Genomic DNA, 22,823 nt, shown 5'->3' with positions numbered 1-22,823 from the left:
GATCCTTACTTGTATGCATCTCAAAACGATATTCGGTACGCGGCTCAAGGAAAACGAACTCATGAGCAAACACACCAATTTTCGCATTGGCGGGCCCGCACGTTTTTATGTGGAAGCGCAGTCAGCGGAGGAGATTATGAGGGCGTTTGAGGCGGCGCGAACGGATGGCGTGCGCGTGATTGTCCACGGCGGAGGGTCGAACACGCTTGTGGCCGATACCGGCGTGGATGCGCTCGTCCTTGTGCCGGCGCTACGCGATGTGGCGATCGAGGGGATGCAGGTGATCGCGGGGGCGGGTGTTCCTTCGGGTCTTCTTGCACGAAAGACGGCAGAGGCTGGGCTTGCTGGACTTGAGTGGATGATCTCGCTTCCGGGAACTGTCGGTGGTGCCGTGCGAGGGAACGCGGGATGTTTCGGCGGCGAGACAAAAGATCATCTGGCATCCGTTTCTCTCTATAAACCCGCGGAAGGCGTTATTGTTTCTCTATCGGCCGCGGAACTTTTCTTGCGCTATCGCCACTCCATTTTCAAGGAGCCAAGCGGAAAAGACTGGGTGGTGCTTTCGGCAACATTTATGTTGGAATGGGGGAACGCCGAAGAATTAAAGAAACAGCTTGATGAGCACGTGGCGTCGCGCAAGGCGTCTCAGCCGACCAATGTCGGCTCGGCCGGATGCATTTTCAAAAACTACGAAGTGAAAGACGACGCCGAGCTTGCGCGTTTGCAAGAACACTTTCATCTGCCCGAAAGCATGTTGGCGTCACGCCGCATCGGTGCCGGATGGATAATAGATCAGCTCGATCTCAAAGGCACGGCGGTCGGTGGCGCGAAGGTGAGCAATGTGCACGGAAACTTTTTGGTGAATGAAGGAAAAGCCACGGCGGACGACATTATGCAGCTCATCGCTCTTCTTAAATCCCGTGTCCGAAACGCGCTTGGCATTCAGTTGCAAGAAGAGATACAATTTCTTATATGAACATAAAATCCCTCAACATTGAACTCACGCCTTCCATTGCCGAATACGTCCAGAAGCGCCTTGAGCCTATTTTAAAAATGCTTGAAGGCCACGAGTCTCTGGAGTTGGATGCGGAAGTGGGGAAGGAGACGAAACACCATAACAAAGGACCGTATTTTCGTGCGACGTTCCATCTTCACTTGGGAGCCAATCACTTTCAGGCGGAAGAAGAGCACGAGGATTTGTATGCGGCTATCGATGGCGCACGTGATGAATTACGCCGACAAATTGTGGATTTTAAGGAGCGTTTGGCTGACCGGCGAAAGAAAGCGCAAAGGCCGGACAAAATGTAGCTCAGCGCATTGATTTCTTGGGCGGTTTCGGCTATCCTTGTGTCCACTATGGCCCAATGGCTTAATCGGTTATTTCCGGATCCAAGCGTAAAAAAACAGCAGACGTATCTCAAACGCGTGGCAGACATCAACGCGTTAGAGCCGTCTGTCACGACTCTCTCGGCAGACGAGCTGAAAGAACAAACGGAGAAGTTTCGGGCGCGGCTTGCTACGGGCGAGACGCTTGATGCGCTCTTGCCTCTGGCGTTTGCGGTGGTGCGCGAGGCGGCGCGCCGCACGCTTGGCCAGCGGCATTACGACGTGCAGATGGCGGGTGGCATGGCGTTGCACGACGGCAACATTGCAGAAATGCGCACGGGCGAGGGAAAGACGCTCACGGCCACTGCGCCGCTTTATGTGAATGCCCTTGCAAAAAAGGGCGCGCATCTCGTGACGGTCAACGATTATCTTGCCAAGCGTGATGCCGTGTGGATGGGACAAGTGTTTTATGCGCTTGGTATGAGTGTGGGATGCATTCAGCACGACGCGAGTTTTGTCTATGATCCTGCGTATCGCCATGTGGAGAATGAAGAGGCGTCAGATGCGAAACGTGATGCGACGGGATCGTTCCGCGTGGACATGGATTATTTGCGTCCCGTCTCGCGCAAAGAGGCGTACGCTGCGGACGTCACGTACGGCACGAACAATGAGTTTGGGTTTGATTACTTGCGTGACAACATGGTGATCCGGACGGAACAGCTCGTTCAGCGACCGCTTTTTTATTCGATTGTAGATGAGGTGGACTCCATTTTGATTGACGAAGCGCGCACCCCGCTTATTATTTCGGCGCCATCCGAGACGCCGAGTTCTCTGTACATGACGTGCGCACATATCGCTGCCGAGCTTACGGTGGGCACGCACTATAATGTGGACGAGAAATTGCGTGCGGCGACGCTTACGGATGAAGGCATCAGTCGCGTGGAGCAAGCGCTCGGAGTGGAAAATTTGTACACGGCGCAGGGAGCCGAGATGGTGCACCACATGGAGGAGGCGCTCCGGGCGCACGCGCTCTATCGCCGTGATAAGGATTACGTGGTGCGCGAGGGGGAAATCATTATTGTTGATGAGTTCACCGGCCGGTTGATGGAGGGACGGCGATATTCGGAGGGTTTGCACCAAGCTATTGAGGCGAAAGAAGGCGTAACGATCAAACAGGAGAGCCAAACGCTCGCAACGATCACGTTTCAAAATTATTTTCGGCTCTACGAGAAACTCGCGGGCATGACAGGAACGGGTGCCACAGACGCGGAGGAGTTCCACAAAACCTACGGTATGGATGTCATCATCATCCCGCCGAACAGACCGTCTTCGCGTACGGACCTGCCAGACCGTGTATATAAATCCGAGCTTGGAAAATTCCGCGCTGTGATTGCAGAAATCAAGCGTTTGCATGAACAAGGCCAGCCTGTTTTGGTGGGCACGGCTTCTATTGAAAAGAATGAACTGTTCGGGCAGATGATGACGGCCGAGGGGCTTCCGTTTGAAATACTGAATGCAAAAAATCACGAGCGAGAGGGGGCAATTATTGCGCAGGCTGGTCGGCGCGGTGCGGTGACGGTTGCGACGAACATGGCGGGACGCGGTGTGGACATTGTGCTTGGCGGAAATCCATCCGATCCCGAGGAGGCGAGAGCGGTGCGTGAACTCGGCGGGTTGGCGGTCATCGGCACCGAGCGGCACGAAGCGCGGCGCATTGATAATCAGCTCCGCGGGCGGTCGGGACGTCAGGGGGATCCGGGCGCGACGCAATTTTACGTCTCGATGGAGGATGACCTCATGCGCATTTTCGGCAGCGATCGCATGAAGCGCTTGATGGATCGCATGGGCATCCCCGACGACATGCCGATTGAAAATAAGATGGTATCGCGCTCGCTTGAAAAGGCGCAGGAGCGTGTGGAGGGCAACAATTACGATGCGCGCAAACATCTGCTCTCCTATGACGACGTGCTTAATCGCCATCGTGAAGTTGTGTATAAAAATCGTCGCGCCGTGCTAGAGGCGTATGATGGGGGAGAGCCGCAAGCCCTGCGCGAGCTTATCTTGGGTCACTTTGATGAGGCCCTCGAGGAAGTGGTGATGTTTCACACAGGCGAAGAGGTGCATGTGCCCGCACAATTTCAAGAAGCACTGCCGGCGAAGGGCGATACGAATCGCAAAGAGATCCTTGAGACACTTTCCGCGATGTTGCCGCTTTCGGTTGCTGAGCAGGAAGAAATCTCCCCCCTGTTGAAGGAAACCAGCGTCTCAAAGGCGGGCACCGCCAAAGCGCGCACAGAGATTTCCGAGAAGCTTATGGCAGTGGTACGGCGAGCGTACGACGAGCTGGAGGGGCGGTTTGCTGACCGCAAGGATTTGCGGGATTTGGAACGCGCAGTAATTTTGCGTAGCATTGACCGGTTGTGGATTGATCACCTCGATGTGATGACGGCACTCCGCCAAAGCGTGAACTTGCGCGGCTACGGCCAGCGCGATCCGCTTATTGAGTATCGGCGCGAGGCGTTTGGACTGTTCAATCGTCTTTTGCTGGCTGTATCGATGGAAGTGGCTAACAATTTTTTCAAGTTTGCTCAACACGTGGCCGCGACACGCGAGGCAGAAGAGTTGGCGAAGTCGGTTTTTGAGCGGCGCGGTATTCACCTCTCTGCTCCCGCGAAAACCAGTGATGTCATTTCCTCTGCACAACCTGCCGTGTCTGTTGCGAAAGTCGGTCGCAATGATCCCTGCCCATGCGGGAGCGGGAAAAAGTATAAGAAGTGTCACGGAGCGTGACATGCGTCTTGCGGTAAAAGCCCATCCAGGAGCTGGAAAAGATGCTGTGATCAGGAATGATGACGGGAGTTATGATGTTTGGGTTATGGCGCCGCCGAGCGATGGGCGGGCAAACGAGGGGGTGATCCGACTGCTTGCAAAAGAGCTCGGGGTGGCCCCCTCGACTTTGCGAATTGTCCGCGGGCGCGCGTCTCGCCATAAAGTCGTAGAATATTGACAAAAACGCCTTTTTTTGCTAGGGTTTTCACATTATGAAAGCTTTTTTCGTGCGTGTTGCCTCGATAGCTGTTGCAAGCACAAGCCTGCTCGCCCCTGCCATTCCTGCCCTGGCTATTTCGGTGGAATCTGTTGCGAGCCGTCCCAACTTTGCCGGTTCGGTCGGCCAATGGGAGGTCTCCGGCGGACCAAGTGTCCTTTCCGATGGTCGCGTCATCTTGCGTGAGAGCGGGAACCAAAAAATGTTCCTCTCGCGTGACGTGTCTCTTTCCGACAATGACGGGAACTACGCGGTTTTCATTGCGTACACAAAAGCGCAACGTATAGACAACCGTGGAAACGCGAATGCCATGGATATTACGGGCCTTCCCTATCTCTACGGATACCTAATGGACGGCACGCGCATCCGCACGTACATGCAAGGACAGGAAATGCGTCACGATGCCGGCACGGAAAACGTGTGGGCCATCAGTTACGGAGTTTTTTCTCTTCCGAGCGGGACTGATACGGCGCGCCTTTTCTTGAAGCAAGCCGAGCGCCGTGGGTCAGTGAAGGGCAACCTTGAGGCCTGGTTTTATCGCCCGGGATTCTACGTTGTTGACCGTCCCGCCGACGCTCTGACCGTGGTGGAGTGGTACCGCTCGCGCCTTTCGGATATTCCGGCTTCTCTCTCAACGGTGACCTCCGCTCCTGCGCCTCGTCCGAATCCTTCCGGCGATACCTGTGCTCCGTTGAACGGTGAACTTGTTTTGCGCACCGCATTTGAGCCGGGTGTGGGTATAGACGCGCGCTTCCGTTTTGGTGCCCTTATCTCGAGCTGGACATCCAGCGTGCATGATTATTCGTCTGGCACATCGGTTGCCAACACACTTACCTCGACGCAAAGCTACGACGGTTTTCAGTCACTTGGACTCTCCAACGCGAGTTATGGTCAAGACAATGGCCGCGAGCGGACAGCGCCGTACCTTTATGACGAGGCCGTGGGATATGACGTAACGAATTTGTTCTCGGAAGGAGAATGGTACCGTGTCTCCATGCGCATGAAGTTCATCAACGGCGGTTCTTCCGTGCCGGTGACCATCGCAAAAGAAACGCGTGGCACGCAGTCATACTCGGCCATCACGCAGTCCTATTCAACGCCTGTCGGTTCGGAATGGAAGTGCGTGTACCTTGATGTTCGTCAAGGCCCGCGGAGTCTTTACGGAAACGTGACGCAGCCAACAGCGGAGGATGTCACACTCTTTTTTGGGAACGTACCGAAGAGCACGCGCCTCTTTATTGACGATGCACGCGTCACACGCCTCTAAAAGCAGAAACGCACCCGGAGGGGTGCGAAGGTGAAGGAGAAAAAGAACGTTCAGTCGGACAAGGTGGGCTCGCCTGAGCCCTTCTTTGCTTTTCCGCGGTACATGGCCTGGTCGGCGGCCTTGTAGAGTTCCTCGTGGCTGTAGCCGGTGTCCGCGACGCATGCCCAGCCCACGCTGGCGCTCATGATGACCTCGCCATCATCGGGGATGCGGTAGGGATCCTTGGCGATGGCGGCGTAGATGCGCGTCGCGACACGCTCCGCCATCTTCTTGGGCGTCCCCGGCAGGATGACGGCGAACTCTTCGCCGCCCACACGTCCTGCCAGGTCGGTGAGGCGGAGCACGCGCCGGAGACGGCGCGCGGCCTCTCGCAAAACCGCGTCGCCTCCCATGTGACCGTGCGCCGTGTTGACCTCGCGGAAGTCGTTCAGGTCCACGAAGATCATGCTCAACGGCTCGCTGCTGTTCTTGGCGCGGCGTACGATGCCGGGGAGGGCGCGTTCCAGCTCGGTCTTGAGGAGGAGTCCGGTGAGGCCGTCGGTGTGCGACGTCTCCTCGCTCTCACGGATCTGTGAGCGCAGGTTCACGACGCGACGGGCGAATTGGCTGATGATCCCGTCTTTGGTCCCGATCTCGCGATCTTTGGCTGCGATCGCAGCCTCGAGCGCTTGCACCTGTTTGCGGAGTCGTTCGAGCTCCTCTGTCTGGGAAGGGTCGCTGTTCCCCATGTCGCTTCCTTTCTTGGCGTGAGGTGTCCAGTATGGACATCCCATTCTGCACAAAAAAGGGGAATTTGTCAATCGCTTGCGCTCCTTTTCTCCCTCCGCTACACTTCTCCCCAATTATGGGTTATAGCTATCGTAAGTACCTTGATGCAAAGCACCGCTCTCAAGCATCCAGAAGTTCCGGCAGCGGCCGCTCTTGGCTCTGGGCGAAAATCAGTGTCCTTGTGGTTCTTGTTCTTTTAGCGCTTGGGTTTGCCGTGCCGCAAGCCTTTCAAGCTATTGGGCTTCCGGGGCTTTCTACCGAGTCTTATCGTTTAGGCCTTGATCTAAAGGGCGGCACGCACTTGGAGTACGGTGCTGACATGAGTGATATTCCTTCATCCGAGCGAGACGAAGCGCTTGAGGGCGTGCGTGATGTTATTGAGCGCCGTGTGAATGCTTTCGGGGTTTCTGAACCGGTTGTGCAGACGATCACAAGCGGCGGGGGCTATCGCGTGGTTGTCGATTTAGCAGGAGTGCTTGATGTATCCGAAGCGATTCGTGAAATTGGCGAGACACCCATTTTGGAATTTAAAGAACCTGGGGCGAATCAAGAAGGGCTGACCCCTGAACAGAAAACAGAACTGGAAACAAAGCAGGCCGAGGAGCGCAAGGCGGCAAAGGATCTTCTTGCGAAAGCTCGTCGAGAGGGATTTGGGGACACGCAAACGGAAACACTCACAAACATTGCGCCCGCGCACCCGCTCTACGGGCCGCTCGTGTCTGCCATTGTGACAAACAAAATTCGTGTGGGTGGGTATACATCCGAGGAAAACGCCGAGGGCATCAATGTTCTCCGATTGGATTCTGTCGGGGAAGACACCGAATGGGATCTCTCGCACATTCTTATTTGTTTTGAAGGGAAAACGAATTGTCCTAATCCCATTCCGGCGATTGAGGCGTCTATCCAAGTGCAAAAGGCAACAGACGGCATTATGGCAGAGAATTTTGCCGACCGTGCCCGTGAATTTTCCACGGATCCCTCTGCCAAAGAAAACGGCGGAGAACTTTCGTGGACGCAACCGGGATTTTTGCCGCCGGCAGCGGAGTTGGCAGTGCGCTCTCTTCCTGTGGGAAGCGTATCGAGCGCCGTCGAAACAGAGTATGGCTATCACGTCTTTTTGAAACGCGCAGAAAAGCCGGTGAAAACGTACACCATGACACGCAACGTCTCCAAACTCACGCAGCCGTGGGATGTTGCGCCCGATGCGGGGGCATGGGTGAACACGCCGCTTTCAGGCAAGCAGCTTGAGCGCGCCGGCGTTGAGTTCGATCAATCCACCGGCCAACCCTATGTTGCGCTTCAATTTGATGCGGAGGGCGACAAGTTGTTTGGGGAGATCACGGCGCGACGCATCAAGCAGCAAATTGCCATCTTCCTTGACGGCGAGGTGATCTCGGCGCCGGTTGTCCAGCAGGCGATCTATGGAGGCCGCGCCGTTATTTCGGGAACCTTTACGGTAGAAGAAGCTAAACTATTGGCGCAGCGTCTCAACGCCGGCGCGCTTCCCGTGCCCGTCGAGCTTCTCTCGCAGCGCACGGTTGGTCCCACGCTCGGCGCCGACTCGCTCGACCGGTCACTCAAGGCGGGCCTTATCGGCTTTTTCCTCGTCGCTCTCTTCATGGTCTTGTACTATCGGCTCTCCGGTGTCATTGCGATCATTGCGCTTACTATTTACGCGCTTCTCAACCTTGCTGCGTATAAAATCTTCGGTGTAACATTGACGCTTTCTGGGATCGCGGGTTTCATCCTCTCGCTTGGTATGGCTGTAGACGCAAACGTTCTCATCTTCGAGCGCACTAAAGAAGAACTCCGCGATGGGCGTGACCTGCATATGGCAATGATCGAAGGCTTCAAGCGCGCATGGACATCCATCCGTGACGGAAACGCCACATCGCTCATCACCGCGGCCGTGCTCTTTCTCTTCAGTACAAGCTTTATTAAAGGTTTCGCCGTTACGCTCTCAATCGGTATTCTTCTCTCCATGTTCACCACCATTACGGTAAGCCGTCTTCTCCTTCTCGTCGTAAGTAAGTTCGCCAAGCGTTCGTGGTGGTATGGCGTATCTCAAAAAGCTTCCGTATGACCCTTCATCCTATTGCCGGACGAAAAATTTGGTATGCCGTTTCTGGCACTATTGCCGCAGCCAGTATCGTGCTTCTCATTGTTTTCCATCTGCCATTTGGGATTGACTTCACTGGCGGGAGTTTGATGGAGGTGCGCTTCGAGACAGCGACGGAGGTGGTCGTCGTGCGCGAGGCGGTGAAAGAAGCGGGATACCCCGAAGCGGTCGTGCAAGAGACAGAAGAGCAGGGAGCGCTTATGCGGCTGCCCGTTCTATCGGAAGAAAAACACCAAGCGCTTCTTGGAGCACTCCGAGAGAAATTCGGCACTGTTGAGGAGCGAAGGTTTGATTCGGTGGGCCCGGTGATTGGCTCTGAACTTAAGCGGAAGTCGCTCTTTGGTCTCGTGCTTTCCGTTCTCCTTATTGTGGTGTACATCACCTGGATGTTCCGGAAAGTTTCCGAACCGGTCGCCTCATGGAAATATGCGGTGCTGACCGTCCTTGTAGGATTGCATGACATTCTTATTCCACTCGGAGTCTTTGCCGTGTTGGGACGTTCGCAGTCCTTTCAGGTGGATACGGCGTTTGTCGCCGCTATTCTCACGATTCTTGGGTACTCAATTAATGACACGATTGTCGTGTTTGACCGCACGCGGGAAAATCTTGCCCGTGAAGGCGGCCGAGATTTGAGCGGACTTGTGACGAAAAGTTTACGGCAAACCTACGCTCGCTCTATCAATTCGACTCTCACAACTCTTTTGGCGATTCTTGCCGTCTTTCTTTTTGGCGGGGAGACCACACGCTCGTTTGCTCTGGCGCTTCTTATCGGTATGTCGGCGGGAGCCTACTCTTCGATCTTCATTGCGTCGCCTCTTCTTGTCACGTGGCATGAGTGGGACAAAAAGCACGCTCTCTCCCATTCGTGATATAATGGGGGCGCTATGCTTCTTGCGACAATTGGAGGGTTTACCCTGTCGCAATTTCTGAACCAGCCGGTGGACGAGATCATCATTGATCTCTTGTTGTATTTCGGCTGGATCCCGTTTCTTGTCGTCTTCCTCTACGGCATTTTTGAAATGTGGCTTGAGATGCAGCGCCATTATTGGCGCCACCACCGGCCGTATATCCTACTTGCGATAGATGTCCCACGCCTCACGGAGCAAAGTCCCCGTGCCGTGGAAAACATCTTTGGTGTTACCGTTGCCCTGAAAGCTTCTCCCACGTGGCTTGAGACGTACCTCATGGGAAAGGTGCCCTGGCGCCATAGTTTTGAGATTGCCTCGATTAACGGCTATATCCAATTTTACATTTGGACGGAGCAGCGGTATCGCGATGTCTATGAAGCGGTTATTTATGCACAATACCCCGATGCGGAAATTGCTCTCGTCGATGACTACGCGAAGGAGGTGCCGCACCATTTTCCCCATGAGCAGTGGGACGTATGGGGGGCAGAGTACGTGCTTGCGAAACCAAGTTTCATGTCTGTGCGCACCTATGTAGATTTTGAGCACTCGCTGACACAGGACCTCAAGGACCCGCTTGTCACACTTTTTGAAGGGATGGCGCAGATGAAGCCCGGCGAGCAATTATGGTTTCAAGTGCTTACTGAGCATGCGGGCGAAGAATGGAAAGAAGAGGGGGACGCCTTTATCAAAAAGACCTATGGGGTGAGTAACAAGCATGCAGAATCCGGCGGTTTGTTGGGCGCCATCGGCGGCGCGATTGCATCGGTACCGGGCGTCGTAATTGGAGACATTCTGGGAGGTGAGGCCGAGGCCGGGAAAGATAAATTCCAAGAAGAGGTATGGAAGGCGTTTAAAGTTACAGAGCAGGAGCGGGAAATCAGTAAATCGGTTGTGCGCAAGATCGGCAAACCAGGGCTCAAGACAAAAATCCGCGTGATCTATGTAGCGCGCAAAGAAGTCTTCACGAAGGTGACACGCAAAGATATCGTGAAAGGATTCCTCAAGCAGCTCGCACACCAAGATTTGAACGCCTTTACGGGGCATGGGAGTCCGGAAGATGACTACTTCTGGCAAGTGTGGTGGTACGCGTACTACCAAAACAAGCTCATGAAAGGATATGTGGAGAGAAGTACCGAGATTGGCGCCGAGGCGTTTGTGTTGAACACTGAGGAGTTGGCGACGCTCTGGCACTTCCCGACGATCAACGTAAAGGTGCCGCTTATCAAGAAGACGCTCGCCAAGCGTGCCGAGCCGCCTACAGATACGCCGTTTGCCGATGAAGAAGAGGAAATGTTGGTCGCGCCCAAAATGATTCTGCCGGGCGGGGAAGTACAAAAGGAAGAGGCGCCGGCGGATTTATTCGAGATGCCTATGGCTATTCCGCCCGCGCATGGGATGGGCGAGGTTGTGCATACATCCCACGCTAAAGCGGCGCCGTCGCACGAAGTGGCAATCGAAGGAGATGCTCATGCCGATAGACCGGCAGAGGGCCTTTCTGCCCCGCGGCCAGTAGCTCCGACCGCGCATGCTGCGCCGTCCTCCTCACTGACGCCGCAAAATATCGCCCCGCGCGCGAACGCATACGATGCACGTCCTCCCACCCCTTCGCATTTGAAGACAGGATCACCGGCAGGTATTCCCGATGAAATCCGCGTGCTTATTGAGCAAGGGGTTGAGCCGGAAGATGTAGGGCTTCGTGATACAATGGACGACGTCCGTTAGTATGAAATACTTTCACGATCACGAACAAGATGTAATTTTCTTCGCGCGAACAAACTTCCGCAACCGTTTGCGGAAGTTTGGCATTCGCACGGATGATCGCCGCCGGCACATGTACATTGTGGGAAAATCCGGTGTGGGAAAAACGACGCTGATTGAAAACATGATCTTGGCCGACATCTACTACGGCCACGGCGTCGGATTTATTGATCCGCACGGGGATTCTGCCGAGAAGATCATTGATGCCATTCCCGAGCATCGGATCAATGACGTCGTGTATTTCAATCCATCCGATCTCAATCATTGCATTGGGTTCAACGTACTCGAAGCCGTGGACGATAGCCACAAGCACGTGATTGCCTCGGGTCTCATGGGCGTCTTTAAAAAGATTTGGCCGGATGTGTGGAGTCCACGCATGGAGCACATCATGAATAACTGTATTTTGAGTTTGCTGGAAAATCCCGGGAATACCCTTCTTGGCATCAACCGTATTCTTGTAGACCGCGACTTCCGCCGGAAAATTGTGGCGGGCATTCGAGATCCGGTGGTGAAGGCTTTCTGGGTGACAGAATTTGAGCAGTGGGATCCAAAGTTTCGCACGGAAGCAATTGCGCCGATTCAAAACAAGGTCGGCCAGTTTCTTTCTACCTCGCTTGTGCGCAACATCGTGGCACAAGAGAAGTCCACGATTGACATGCGCCACATCATGGATGGAAACCACATCTTTATTGTGAACCTGTCGAAGGGACGTATTGGGGAGGACGCAAGCCGGCTGCTTGGGGGGCTTCTTGTGACAAAGATGCAGCTTGCCGCAATGGCGCGCGTGGATATTTTGGAGGAAGCTCGTGAGGACTTCTACCTCTACATTGACGAATTTCAAAACTTTGCCACGGAGTCGTTTGCGAACATTCTCTCCGAAGCGCGTAAATACCGCCTCGCGCTTATCATGGCTCACCAATACATTGAGCAGCTGGATGAAACGGTCGAAGCGGCCGTGTTTGGAAACGCCGGAACGCTTATTTCGTTCCGTGTAGGATCGGCCGATGCAGAAAAATTAGCCGTGGAGTTTGCGCCAAAATTTATCGAGGACGACCTTGTAAATCTCCCCAAGGCAAACATTTATTTGAAACTTCTCTCGAAAGGAATTGCCGGTGATCCGTTCTCTGCCGTAACGCTTCCGCCAATCCAGATTCACACAAAGAATGAGGTGAAGGTTATTGCGGCTTCCCGACAGCAATATGCCGTCCCGCGCGAACTTGTGGAAGAGCGGATTCTGCGGTGGAGTGAAAGTAAACCCGTGATCGAAGAGGGGGCGCTTCCAGAAATTCCAGAAGTTGCGCCGCCTGTGTCGAAGAAGAAGTCGTGGATGCATGAGTATACGTGTTCGCGATGCCAAAAACACATGGAGTTACCGGTTGAACTGGATCGCTCGCGGCCGATTTACTGTGAAGATTGCATTGATATTGTGAAGGCAGAACGCAAAGCCGGTAAAAAACCGTCCAGACCTGGAGAAACGCCGGTCTCTGTTATGAAAGACGCTGAAGTGGTGAGGACGGAGACGGTGGGAGAGGTGTCGTTGTCGGCGCTAAGCGCTCCTCGTCCAACAGGGATAACGACCCCGACACCTGCAGCCTCTGTTTCTGTGGCAACTTCTCCTGTGACGCCGACGAATGCACCGACCGTCTCTGTGGGTTCTCGTCCGGATGAAGGAGGAAAGCGTAAACGCCGCCGTCACAAGAAGCCTCATGGAAATTCCCCACCGTCCGCGGGGAGTGCTCCACAGAAAGATGACGGTGGGGATGATGGGGAAGAGGAGGAGCCCCTGCAAGTGGCAAAAGAGCCGAGTATTTTTCCGTGGTGATGTATGGCCGATCCACTTTTTCAATCACCGACAACGGCGGGCGACGGAGAACTGGAGACGTTTGTTGCTCGGCGTCATGAACCACCCGATACTCTCCCGACCCCGCAAGACGTCGCACCGGAAGAGATTTCTCTTTTTGGTAAAACAAACTTTTCCACCGGCTATGCAGCGAAGCGGTACATTTTTGGTATTAAGCGCCGCGATCGTCGTCGCCATTTGTATGTGATTGGGAAGTCTGGCGTGGGGAAAACAAAACTCATGGAACTTCTCATGCGAGCGGATATTCATTTTGGCCACGCGGTGGGTGTTGTGGATCCGCATGGAGATTTGATCAACTCCATGTTGGAGTTCATTCCGGAGAATCGTATTGATGATGTGGTGCTGATTGACCCAGCCGACCGTGATTTTCCCGTAGCGTTTAACCCGATTGCCAACGTTGCCGACGAGGATAAGCATATGGTGACGGACTCGATTATCGAGATTTTCAAAAAGCAATTTGCCTCCGACTGGTCTCCACGCATTGAACACTTACTGCGCTTTTCGTGTCTGGCCATGATTGATTATCCCGACGGAACGTTGAACGGCATTGTCTCCATGCTTTCCTCGGGTCCATTTCGCGGTAAGGTAATTGAGCATATCAAAGATTCGGTGGTGCGACGGTTTTGGGCGATTGAGTTTCCGGAGTGGTCGCAGCGGTATGATGCGGAAGCGGTGTCGCCTCTTCTCAATAAATTCGGCCAGTTGCTTACTGATCCGCTGCTCCGCAATATTTTTGGACAGAAAAAAAGCAAGATCGACTTGTATGAGATCATGCAGAACAAAAAGATTCTGCTCGTGAATCTGTCGAAAGGTCGTGTGGGAGACGAGAAATCTGCTTTCTTTGGCGCGGTACTTGTGACAAAACTCTATCAAGCGTCCATGCAGCGCATCCGTCTGCCGGAGAAAGATCGTACCCCGTTCTACCTCTATGTAGACGAGTTTCAAAATATCGCCACAAGGACATTTGAAAATATTTTGGCCGAAGCGCGCAAATTCGGCTTTTGTTTGACGGTGGCCAACCAAAACCTCTCCCAACTTTCGCCATCGCTGCGGTCATCTTTGTTTGGCAACGTCGCCTCTATCGTGTCATTTCAGATCAGCGCGGAGGATGCGGAGATTATGTCCAACGAAATGCAGCCAGTTTTCTCGGTGAACGACATGATTAATCTTTCTGAGCGGGAGATTTATGTGAAAATGACGATTGACGGGCGCCGATGGGATCCGTTTTCTGCCGATGTGCTTACCGTGGACAAGCCCAAGCATGGAAATTTTGTCGAGCGTATTGTTAAACAGTCGCGCGAGAAGTACGCAACGCCTCGCGTGCAAGTAGAAAAAGAATTGGAGGGCGGCGACTCGGTCGCAAAAGAACCCGAAGCCAAGCCGATTGATATGGGAGAGATTATTGTGTAGGGTATTTTCTTTGTGTGCTGATCTCAAAGGCAACCTTTCAATTGAAAGGTTGGGGGCATCTATGAAAATTCTGGCAGATTTTTTCCGAGCTTTGGGCAATGAACGACGTCTCACTGTCTTCATGTACCTTCACGAACACGGCAAGGCTGCTGTTTGTGATCTTGCCCACGAACTCGACATTTCAGAGCAAGCAACATCTTCGCACTTGAAACGACTGGCTCGGGTGGGCCTGATTGAACAAAACCGAGCTGGTGAAGTGGTTCTCTCCTCGCCAGCGCGTCGGTTTATCAAACAACCCTTCAATTGAAAGGTTGGGAGATCGGCGGGGCGCAGGGTTTTTAGTTTTTGGGGGAAATGAGATAGACTGTGGGCGTTATGTCTCATACCCCCAACTACGATGTACAGATCAAAGCGATCCTTGACGCCGCACAACCCGGCGAGCGAGTGTGCCCGGTTTCAGGTGAGAGATGGATGATGACGGAAGAAGAGCTTATCTGGATGCGTAAGTTCCAGGTCCCACCTTCTGATATTTCGCCGACGATTCGGCGGAAACTCCTGTTCGGTTTCAACTCCGGTGTTACCATCTGGTGGAATACCGATGCCGTGACCAAGAAACTCATCGTCTCCTATATCCATCCGGACAATCCCATTCCGGTCGTTGAGGACTCTCTGTGGCACGCACAGGATTGGAGCGATCGCGGAGCGAGGGGTCTTGATATCGCGCAACCATTTTTTCCACAACTTCGCCAGGTATTACACGCCGTGCCATTTCAAGCGACACGCACCTTTGGTACCCCTGTGAACAGTATGGGTGTCGGGATTATTTCTGCTGAAGATTCGTTTATGGTTTTTGGCGGCGTGAAAAACACCAGACGTTCCGCGTACGGGTTCATGTGCAAAGAGCTGGAAGATTGCGAGGACACCTTTATCGGGACATCGTCACAAGAAAGCTTTTCGCTCAACCGCTCTACAAAAATGTATCGCTGTCGGGTGGCGATGCAATGTCAGGAATGCGTGTCTTGCGATTTCCTCTTTGATTCCCGCAATTGCGAGTCCTGCTTTCTCGGGAGCAATTTGCGCAATCGGAAGTACGTCTTCGCAAATGAACAACTTTCGAAAGAGACGTATGAGCAAAAAATGAAAGAAGTGGATCTCACGTCCTGGAAAGTTTTTCAGTCATGGATGCAACGCTATCTCGAGATGTTGCGAACGGAAGCGGTATGGCCAGAAAACTTCAATGTCGGCTGTGAGGCGTCGAGTGGAGAGTATCTCATGAAGTGCGTGCGTTGCACCGACGGTTTCGGACTTTCGTTTGCGACGGATATGTACGCCTGCCAGCTTTGTCATTCCGTCGTCCAGGGGAATGCGTACACGAGCGGAATTGACGGGACATCGGACAGCTACATGGCGGTTGGTGTTATCAACGGGAGTCGCGTCTTGTTCTCGACGGCGTGCATGCGCTGTCAAAACATCGAGTACTGTCTCAATTGTTCCGATTGTGAAAACTGCTTCGGATGTGTTGGACTCAAGAACAAGAAGTTTCATATTCTCAACAAGGCCTATGCTGAGGAAGAATATTGGAACAAGCTCGACGAATTGAAATGCGCGATGCTTGATCGGGACGAGTACGGGAACTTTTTCCCTGGAGACTTTTCTCCGTCGGGCATCCAGTGGGGTGGGGAGCTTCATGCACCGCTTACCGACGAGGAGGTTGTTCGTCTCGGTGGAATTGTTTTTGATGCGAAGCGCGGGGCGGTCATCTCTCTCTCGCAATCGGCCGTGTATGGTGAGTCTATGGATCCGGAGTTGTTGCCGGATGGACTGGAGGCCTGCGCGTTGTTTGCTGGAAGGCCTATTATGGATCCAGAGCTTGAACGTCCCTTTACCGTACGAAAAGAAGATGTGGCGTTTTATACGCACATGAGACTTCCATTTCCTCGGCGACATTTCATGACACGCATCCGTGCGCTCGCTCGACTAGGGAATACTTTTATGGCCGAGCAGGGCCTATGTCAAAAGTGCTCAAAGGAAGTGGTGATACACAAAAACATCGCGTTTCCAAAACGGAAGATTTACTGCACGGCGTGCTACCTTGCGTATCTCGAACAGGTCGGCTAATTCGTACGAATTAGAGAATAGTTTATGTCCCGGACTCCAAGTTACGACGCGAAAATCAAAGTCATCCTTGATGCTACCCAACCCGGCGAGAGGGTTTGTTCGTTGCTCGGCGACAAGTGGGTGCTTACGCAAGAGGAGATCGATTGGTGCCGACGTTTGAATGTACCCCCGTCGAGTTATTCACAACGCACGCGATGGGTTTTGATGGCGCATTACACGACGGGGTACCAATTTTGGTGGAACAAACATTTTGAGACGGGTGTGCCTGTGTTGTCGTTTCATCATCCCACCTCCGGCGTTCGTGTGTTGCCAGATGCGGAGTGGTTCAACAAGGACTTCTCGGATATTTCTTTGGAGGTCGATCCTGCGCAGTCTCTCTTCCCGCAACTGCGGGAGCTTCAGAAAAAGATTCCCATGATCGCGACCTCGACGATTGTTCCGGCGGTGAACTCCATCTCGCTCGTCTCCATGGGCGACCAGAATTGTTATTTCACGCTGGCCTGCAAAGCAAAGAATGCCTACTACAGCGTGCTTCTAATTGATGGGGAAGAATGTGCCGACATGATCACCGTGAACAAGTCCAATCAGTGCTGGAACATGCTTCATTGCGATCGAATGTACCGTTGCCTTGTGGCGCGTGAGTCATTCGATTGCGTGGACTCTGCGTTTCTCTTTGACTGCCGCGATTGTGAATATTGTTTTGGCGCTACGAACAAGCGTCGGCGAAAGTATCTCTGGTGGAACGAGCAACTCTCGAAAGAAGAGTGGGAGAAACGTCGGGTCTCCGTGGATCTCTCTTCGCGCCGAGTCCTGGAGGAGCAATTTGCGAAGTTCGAGAACCTTCTTCAGACGGAAACCATCTGGCCGGAGAACTTCAATGAGAAAGCGATCGATTCAACAGGAGAGTATCTCACCGACTGCACGAACTGCCGAGAGTGCTTTACGCTCACGGAACACTCGACGGACAATTATCGTTGCGCATACGGGCATAACACGCATGGGTGCTTCGATTGCTTTGGTCCATTCAATGCAACCGAGTGTTATATGTCCATGACGGCGGCGAATTCCACGCGGCTTGTCGGGTGCTGGCGCACGATCGGGTCGGATACTTGCGAGTACTGCATCACCTGTTACAACTGCAAAAACTGTTTCGGGTGCGTGGGGCTTCAGCACAAAGAGTTTCACATCTTCAACAAGCCGTACTCTCCTGGGGAGTATTGGAGACGTGTGGACGAGCTCAAGTGTGCGATGCTCGAGCGCGGTGAGTATGGGAGGTTCTTCCTCTTGTCGATGGCAACGACGTACGCGCCGCATGGGGGCTCGATGCTGTATTGCGGTGCAAGTCTTGAGGAGATGAAAAAACTTGGAGCCAACATGCTCGAACAATGCAGTGACGGTGCGTGCGGCGTGGAGACTGCCGGGGCGGCGATGAAATCTCCGGATGAGATCCCCGACAAACTCGACGAGGTAACGGACGAATGGACAAGAACCCCTATTTTCGATACGAAGGCAAACAGAAAGTTTGCTTTTCTTCCCGCCGAACTTGAACTCTATCGAAAACTCCGTCTTGCTCCACCGAAGGAGCACTTCATCTCGCGCGTGATCGAGCTTTTCCGTACGATGCAAGGATGCGGGTTCGAGAAGCGCGTTTGCGTGGCATGTTCCGCCGAGGTTACGATCTCATTCAATGCAAAGTATCCAGATCGGAAGGTGTATTGCAAGAAGTGTTATTTGGAGTATCTCGAGAAGAACGGCTAGGGGCAATCTCTAATTCGCGCGAATAGGCGAACATGAAACTTTTTCTTACATCAGCGGGGATGAGAATGAAACACGAGATCGAATCGTTTGTCGCTCCTCTTGAGGGAGCGCCCCATGTGTTGCATATCATCACGGCGTCCGTTCCGGAATCGGATTGGCACTATGTGGACGGAGACCGTGTCGTAATGGAGCAGATGGGTTGGATTGTTGAGGAGTATGATCTGGCTGGTAAGACGCAGGATGAAACCGTAAGAGCACTTGAGCGCAGTCGCATTATCTATGTCCAAGGCGGCAACACCTATTACCTCATGAAATATATTCGCGAGAGCGGCTTCGATGTAGCAGTAAAGTCATTTTTAGAAAAAGGGGGGATCTACATCGGAGTAAGCGCCGGCTCGATAGTGGCGGGGAAGGATATTGGACATTCAGGACTTGGTGTCGGGGGAGATAAAAACATTGTTGATCTCAAGGATATGCGCGGTATGGGGCTTGTCGATCTCACCATTACTCCGCACTATGAACCGGCTGAAGAAGAACAGATCGCTGAATATGAGCGACAGCATGGAGTCATGAGCACCCGCTTAACGGATGATGAGGCGGTTCTTGTGCAAGACGGACACGTGGAAGTCATAAAGACACATAATTCATTCCTACGTCTATCGACTTAAACATAGTGGATAAATCTATTCTCTAATTCGCGCGAATGATAGAATAGTTTTGTATGAGGCAATTAGAGCGTACATTGAAGGCGTTGGCGAACCGCAGGCGGCTTGCGATCGTTGAGTTCCTAAGAGAAAAAGAGGAAGCACCGGTGTGGGAGATTGCCAATAAGATCAAGCTATCACTTAAAGCAACCTCGAAGCATTTGGGGATTCTTTTTGCAGCTGATATCGTTGATCGTGATCAGCGGAGCCTGGAGATGTTCTATCGTCTTTCCAAAGACCAGCCGTCCGGCGCAAAGCAGATTATTTCTCTTCTCTAATTCGCGCGAATAGGCGAATATGAATCGGACACCTAACTACGATGCCAAAGTAAAATCCATCCTCGACGCGATAAAACCTGGCGAGAGGGTTTGTGCGTTGACGGGGGAGAAGTGGAACATGACCGAGGAGGAGATTGGATGGTACAAAAAGTTCAACGTGCCGCCGCATTCCTGCGCGCCGATTCCGCGATTGAAACAGCTCCTGGGCTTTCCTGTTGGGATAGCCATTTGGAAAAAGCCGCATGCGGAGACTAAGGAGCCGCTTCTTACGTTTGTGCACCCAGACAGTCCATATCAAGTGATTCCCGACCGCGACTGGCATAACCGTGAATTCGCACAAACAACAAGAGAGCTCGATCCTGGAGAACCATTCTTTGCTCAGTTTCAACAACTTGCATATTCGATTCCTGTGGGTGCTCTGCGCGATGAGGGGTCAAGTACCAACAGCGTTGGCGTGGACATGATCAAATGCCAAGACACCTATCTTTTGTTTGGCGGAGCGGATTTACAACGTGTTTTGTATGCGTCGGTGAGTTTTCATGGAAGTGATTCGGCCTGTATCACGAACACCCTTCGGGTAAATGAGAGCTATCACATCAACGCGGCCGAGAACATGCATCACTGTACCTATTGTTTCCAATGCGGTGATTGTATCAACAGCGCGTTTCTCTTTGATTGTAGCCGCTGCCAAGACTGCTTCGGTGCAACGAATAAGAAGGATAAACAATTTATATTCTGGAACGAACAGCTGTCGGAGGGAGAGTATCGTAAACGTCTTGAGATGGTCGACCTCCGATCACGGCGTACATGGAACGAGTGCTCGGAAAGATACCTTGAGATGATTCGTGGGGAAGGGTATTTCCGCGACCATTTCAACTTTGCGACAGACGTGGAGAGCACGGGAGAGTATTTGGTGCGCGCCACAAGATGTCGCGAGAGTTACTGGGTCGAAGGGAGCACGGACCTCTTTCAATGCTGGATGAGTCTGGATGATCGTGACAGCATGAGTGTCGTGTGGTTGGGGTGGGGAGACGCGGCGTACTGCTCGGCGGATATCGCGTATTATCACAACCTCAAATTCTGCTCACGCTCATGGCGGTGCCAAGACTTAGAATATTGCATGGACTGCTACGACTGCGAGCACTGTTTTGGCTGCGTCGGTCTCAAAAAAAAGAAGTTTCACATTTTCAACAAGCCGTACGGCGAAGAGGAATATTGGCAGCGGGTGGACGAGATCAAGTGTGCGATGCTCGACCGTGGCGAGTACGGCATGTTTTTTCCTGCGAGTCTTTCGCAGACAGGATTTCAGTTTTCGATGGGGGAGTTTTACTTTGGGTATAGTGACGATGAACTCAAGAAATTCGGCGCGCCGACGTTCGATCCTACGAAAGGGAATATCAATGAGTCCGAAGGGCTGCTCAAAGCATCTGAACTACCTGACCGACTTCTGGATATTGATGTTTCCCAACATGTTGGGAAACCAATTCTGGATGAGTCACTTAATCGTTTATACACGATCACACCAGCGGAACTTGCCTTTTATCAAAAACACCGATTACCAATTCCCGACAAGCACTTTCTCACTCGCCTTCTCCACCTTGTACGCCACTCGAATGTGCCTATCCCTGAAGAAACGACATGCGCTATCTGCTGCACCTCAGTTACGACAAGCCGAAACGCACTTTTTTCCAGCCGTCGGCGCGTGTTATGCAGACCATGCTATCTTCGGTACATGGAAGAACGTGGCTAGCAATGATCTCTAATTCGCGCGAATAAGCGAATAGTATGTCCAAGACTCAATATTTTGACCTGAGAGTAAAATCCATTCTCGACGTCACGCAGCCGGGCGAGAGAGTTTGTGCGTTGACGGGAGAAAAGTGGAACATGACGGATGAAGAGATTGGCTGGTACAGAAAATTCAACGTCCCGCCGAGTAAGCGGGCGCCGTATACGAGAATGCGGCACTTAATGGGGTTTGTGTCGGGATTAGCGCTTTGGAAAAAACCACATGCCGAGACGGGAGAGTCAATCTGGAGTTTTGTGCACCCTGACTCGCCGTTTAACATCATTCACGATAAAGAATGGTTCTCGAAAGAGTTTCTAGAACCGGGGCAGTTACTTGATTCTCAACGATCATTTTTCGACCAGCTTCTTCCTCTGGCTCACCGTATTCCTGTCGGGGCGCTCCGCGATGATGGTTCGAACCTTCGCTGTACCGGCGTCGACCTTATCAAGTGTGAGGATGCCTACTTGGCCTTCGCGCTTATGTATAACCGGCGTGTGCTTCATGCGTTCCTCGGTCTTGAGAACGAAGATTGCATGGACGTGATCGACAACAGTCGATGCCGATTTTGTTTTCAGACGAGCTATTCGAGCAAGTGCTTTAGCTGTGTTGATTGTTTTTCTTGCAACGGCTGTTCATCAAGTGCATTCCTCTATGATTGCGTTGATTGCGAATTCTGTTTTGGTGCGAGCAATCAGTTGCATAAAAAGTATTTGTGGTGGAACGAGCAACTTTCCAAAGAGGAATGGGAAAAGCGGCGACAAGAAGTTGATCTCTCATCGCGCGCCGTGTATCAAAAACAGCATGAACAGTTTCTCGAGATGATCCGTCAGTCGGTCTGGCCGGCGTATGTCCATGTTGGCTCGGAGGGGTGCACGGGGGAGCATATTTCCGACTCAACACGTTGTAAGTTTGCTTATCGCAACTACGACTCAACGGATTGCTTTCGTTGCTATGCGACGCTCGAACTTCAAGAGTCGGCGTTTACCGGTTGGGGTGGCAAGGGCGGACAGATGTATGAGTGTTGCGACATGCTCTCGGGAAGCCAAAACCGTTTCTGTTTCCGCACGTGGCGTTCGATCGGCATGGAGTACTCTCTCAACTGTTATGATTGCGAGCATTGTTTCGGCTGCGTTGGTTTACGGCACAAGAAGTTTTGCATTCTGAATCAGCAATATGACGAGGCGAATTATTGGCAGAAGCTCGATGAACTGAAATGTGCAATGCTTGATCGTGGAGAGTACGGCGAATTTTTCCCTGCTGCATTTTCCGAGCCAGGTTTCCAGTTCTCGATGGGTGACTTGTATGCGGAATACTTACCGGACGAGCTTCGTGCTCACGGCGCCCCCATGTATGAAACATCAATAGGATCGACGACGCCCGATCTTCTCTCACCGGACGACCTTCCGGATCGTGCCGATGATCCCGCATGGGAAAACTTCATCAACAAATCTGTTCTCGATCCCATTCTCCACCGTCCGTTTGTTGTAACACAAGCCGAGCTGGCATTTTGCCGCAAGCAAAATGTTGCCGTGCCGAGTGAGCACCCATTCCTCTCCATGAAAAACCGTTTTCGGTTCTCGAACGGCCCGCGTGAAGAGCAGGCGATGTGTGAGAAGTGCCACGCGGAAGTTACGACGTACCGAAACTCGACATTTCCTATGCGTCGCATTCTATGTCAAAAGTGCTATTGGGAGTATCTTGGGGAGAGAGGATAAT

At 52.7% G+C, this 22,823-nt stretch carries 18 protein-coding genes; 17 read left to right on the top strand and 1 reads right to left on the bottom strand.

The annotated features are described in order from the left end of the window. The first annotated feature begins 13 nt into the window (after positions 1-13). Genes murB through HYW18_03710 form a run of 5 tightly spaced genes read left to right on the top strand, consistent with a single transcriptional unit; the run spans position 14 to position 5,639 of the window. Positions 14-976: a UDP-N-acetylmuramate dehydrogenase gene (gene murB, locus HYW18_03730; GenBank protein MBI2485229.1), complete on the top strand. Its 963-nt coding sequence runs from the start codon at positions 14-16 to the stop codon at positions 974-976. Beyond that, entirely contained in the window at positions 973-1,308 is a 336-nt protein-coding gene (gene raiA / locus HYW18_03725; GenBank protein MBI2485228.1) for a ribosome-associated translation inhibitor RaiA, read from the top strand. The genes murB and raiA overlap by 4 nt, the downstream gene beginning before the upstream one ends. A gap of 48 nt (positions 1,309-1,356) precedes the next feature. Continuing rightward, positions 1,357-4,116: a preprotein translocase subunit SecA gene (secA, locus tag HYW18_03720; GenBank protein MBI2485227.1), complete on the top strand. Its 2,760-nt coding sequence runs from the start codon at positions 1,357-1,359 to the stop codon at positions 4,114-4,116. A 1-nt stretch (position 4,117) separates the two neighbouring features. Next, complete coding sequence (locus HYW18_03715) at positions 4,118-4,333, top strand: DUF167 domain-containing protein (GenBank protein ID MBI2485226.1); 216 nt, start codon at positions 4,118-4,120, stop codon at positions 4,331-4,333. Between the two features lie 34 nt (positions 4,334-4,367). Next, entirely contained in the window at positions 4,368-5,639 is a 1,272-nt protein-coding gene (locus tag HYW18_03710) for a hypothetical protein (protein ID MBI2485225.1), read from the top strand. A gap of 50 nt (positions 5,640-5,689) precedes the next feature. On the opposite strand, the gene HYW18_03705 is transcribed toward HYW18_03710, so the two are convergent. Then, positions 5,690-6,412: a GGDEF domain-containing protein gene (locus HYW18_03705; protein MBI2485224.1), complete on the bottom strand. Its 723-nt coding sequence runs from the start codon at positions 6,410-6,412 to the stop codon at positions 5,690-5,692. Positions 6,413-6,483: 71 nt separating this feature from the next. Between HYW18_03705 and secD the strand changes: the two genes are divergently transcribed. The 12 genes from secD to HYW18_03645 all read left to right on the top strand — a co-directional run bounded on the left by secD (position 6,484) and on the right by HYW18_03645 (position 22,822). Then, positions 6,484-8,490 carry a protein translocase subunit SecD gene (secD, locus tag HYW18_03700; protein MBI2485223.1) on the top strand — a complete coding sequence of 669 codons (2,007 nt, stop codon included), beginning with the start codon at positions 6,484-6,486 and terminating at the stop codon, positions 8,488-8,490. Then, positions 8,487-9,395: a protein translocase subunit SecF gene (gene secF, locus HYW18_03695; protein ID MBI2485222.1), complete on the top strand. Its 909-nt coding sequence runs from the start codon at positions 8,487-8,489 to the stop codon at positions 9,393-9,395. The genes secD and secF overlap by 4 nt, the downstream gene beginning before the upstream one ends. A gap of 15 nt (positions 9,396-9,410) precedes the next feature. Next, on the top strand, positions 9,411-11,156 hold the full coding sequence (locus HYW18_03690) for a hypothetical protein (protein ID MBI2485221.1): 1,746 nt from the start codon (positions 9,411-9,413) through the stop codon (positions 11,154-11,156). Position 11,157: 1 nt separating this feature from the next. After that, the gene (locus HYW18_03685; GenBank protein ID MBI2485220.1) at positions 11,158-13,014 is read left to right on the top strand and encodes a type IV secretion system DNA-binding domain-containing protein; all 1,857 of its coding nucleotides are present in this window, start codon (positions 11,158-11,160) and stop codon (positions 13,012-13,014) included. 3 nt (positions 13,015-13,017) lie between these two features. Further along, positions 13,018-14,463 carry a type IV secretion system DNA-binding domain-containing protein gene (locus HYW18_03680; protein MBI2485219.1) on the top strand — a complete coding sequence of 482 codons (1,446 nt, stop codon included), beginning with the start codon at positions 13,018-13,020 and terminating at the stop codon, positions 14,461-14,463. Between the two features lie 61 nt (positions 14,464-14,524). Beyond that, positions 14,525-14,770 carry a winged helix-turn-helix transcriptional regulator gene (locus tag HYW18_03675; GenBank protein ID MBI2485218.1) on the top strand — a complete coding sequence of 82 codons (246 nt, stop codon included), beginning with the start codon at positions 14,525-14,527 and terminating at the stop codon, positions 14,768-14,770. Between the two features lie 68 nt (positions 14,771-14,838). Further along, positions 14,839-16,581, top strand: a complete 1,743-nt coding sequence (locus tag HYW18_03670; GenBank protein MBI2485217.1) for a hypothetical protein — start codon at positions 14,839-14,841, stop codon at positions 16,579-16,581. A 24-nt stretch (positions 16,582-16,605) separates the two neighbouring features. Continuing rightward, on the top strand, positions 16,606-18,339 hold the full coding sequence (locus HYW18_03665) for a hypothetical protein (protein MBI2485216.1): 1,734 nt from the start codon (positions 16,606-16,608) through the stop codon (positions 18,337-18,339). Positions 18,340-18,371: 32 nt separating this feature from the next. Then, entirely contained in the window at positions 18,372-19,007 is a 636-nt protein-coding gene (locus tag HYW18_03660; protein ID MBI2485215.1) for a Type 1 glutamine amidotransferase-like domain-containing protein, read from the top strand. 53 nt (positions 19,008-19,060) lie between these two features. Then, a complete protein-coding gene (locus HYW18_03655; GenBank protein MBI2485214.1) occupies positions 19,061-19,321 on the top strand; it encodes a winged helix-turn-helix transcriptional regulator in 261 nt (86 codons plus the stop codon). A 19-nt stretch (positions 19,322-19,340) separates the two neighbouring features. After that, a complete protein-coding gene (locus HYW18_03650) occupies positions 19,341-21,071 on the top strand; it encodes a hypothetical protein (protein MBI2485213.1) in 1,731 nt (576 codons plus the stop codon). A gap of 35 nt (positions 21,072-21,106) precedes the next feature. Further along, the gene (locus HYW18_03645) at positions 21,107-22,822 is read left to right on the top strand and encodes a hypothetical protein (GenBank protein ID MBI2485212.1); all 1,716 of its coding nucleotides are present in this window, start codon (positions 21,107-21,109) and stop codon (positions 22,820-22,822) included. Position 22,823: the final 1 nt, after the last annotated feature.

It is taken from the genome of Candidatus Uhrbacteria bacterium (assembly GCA_016187485.1).
In the GTDB taxonomy this organism is placed as follows: domain Bacteria; phylum Patescibacteriota; class Patescibacteriia; order UBA9934; family UBA10169; genus JACPJO01.
This window is presented reverse-complemented; position numbering and strand designations above follow the sequence as displayed.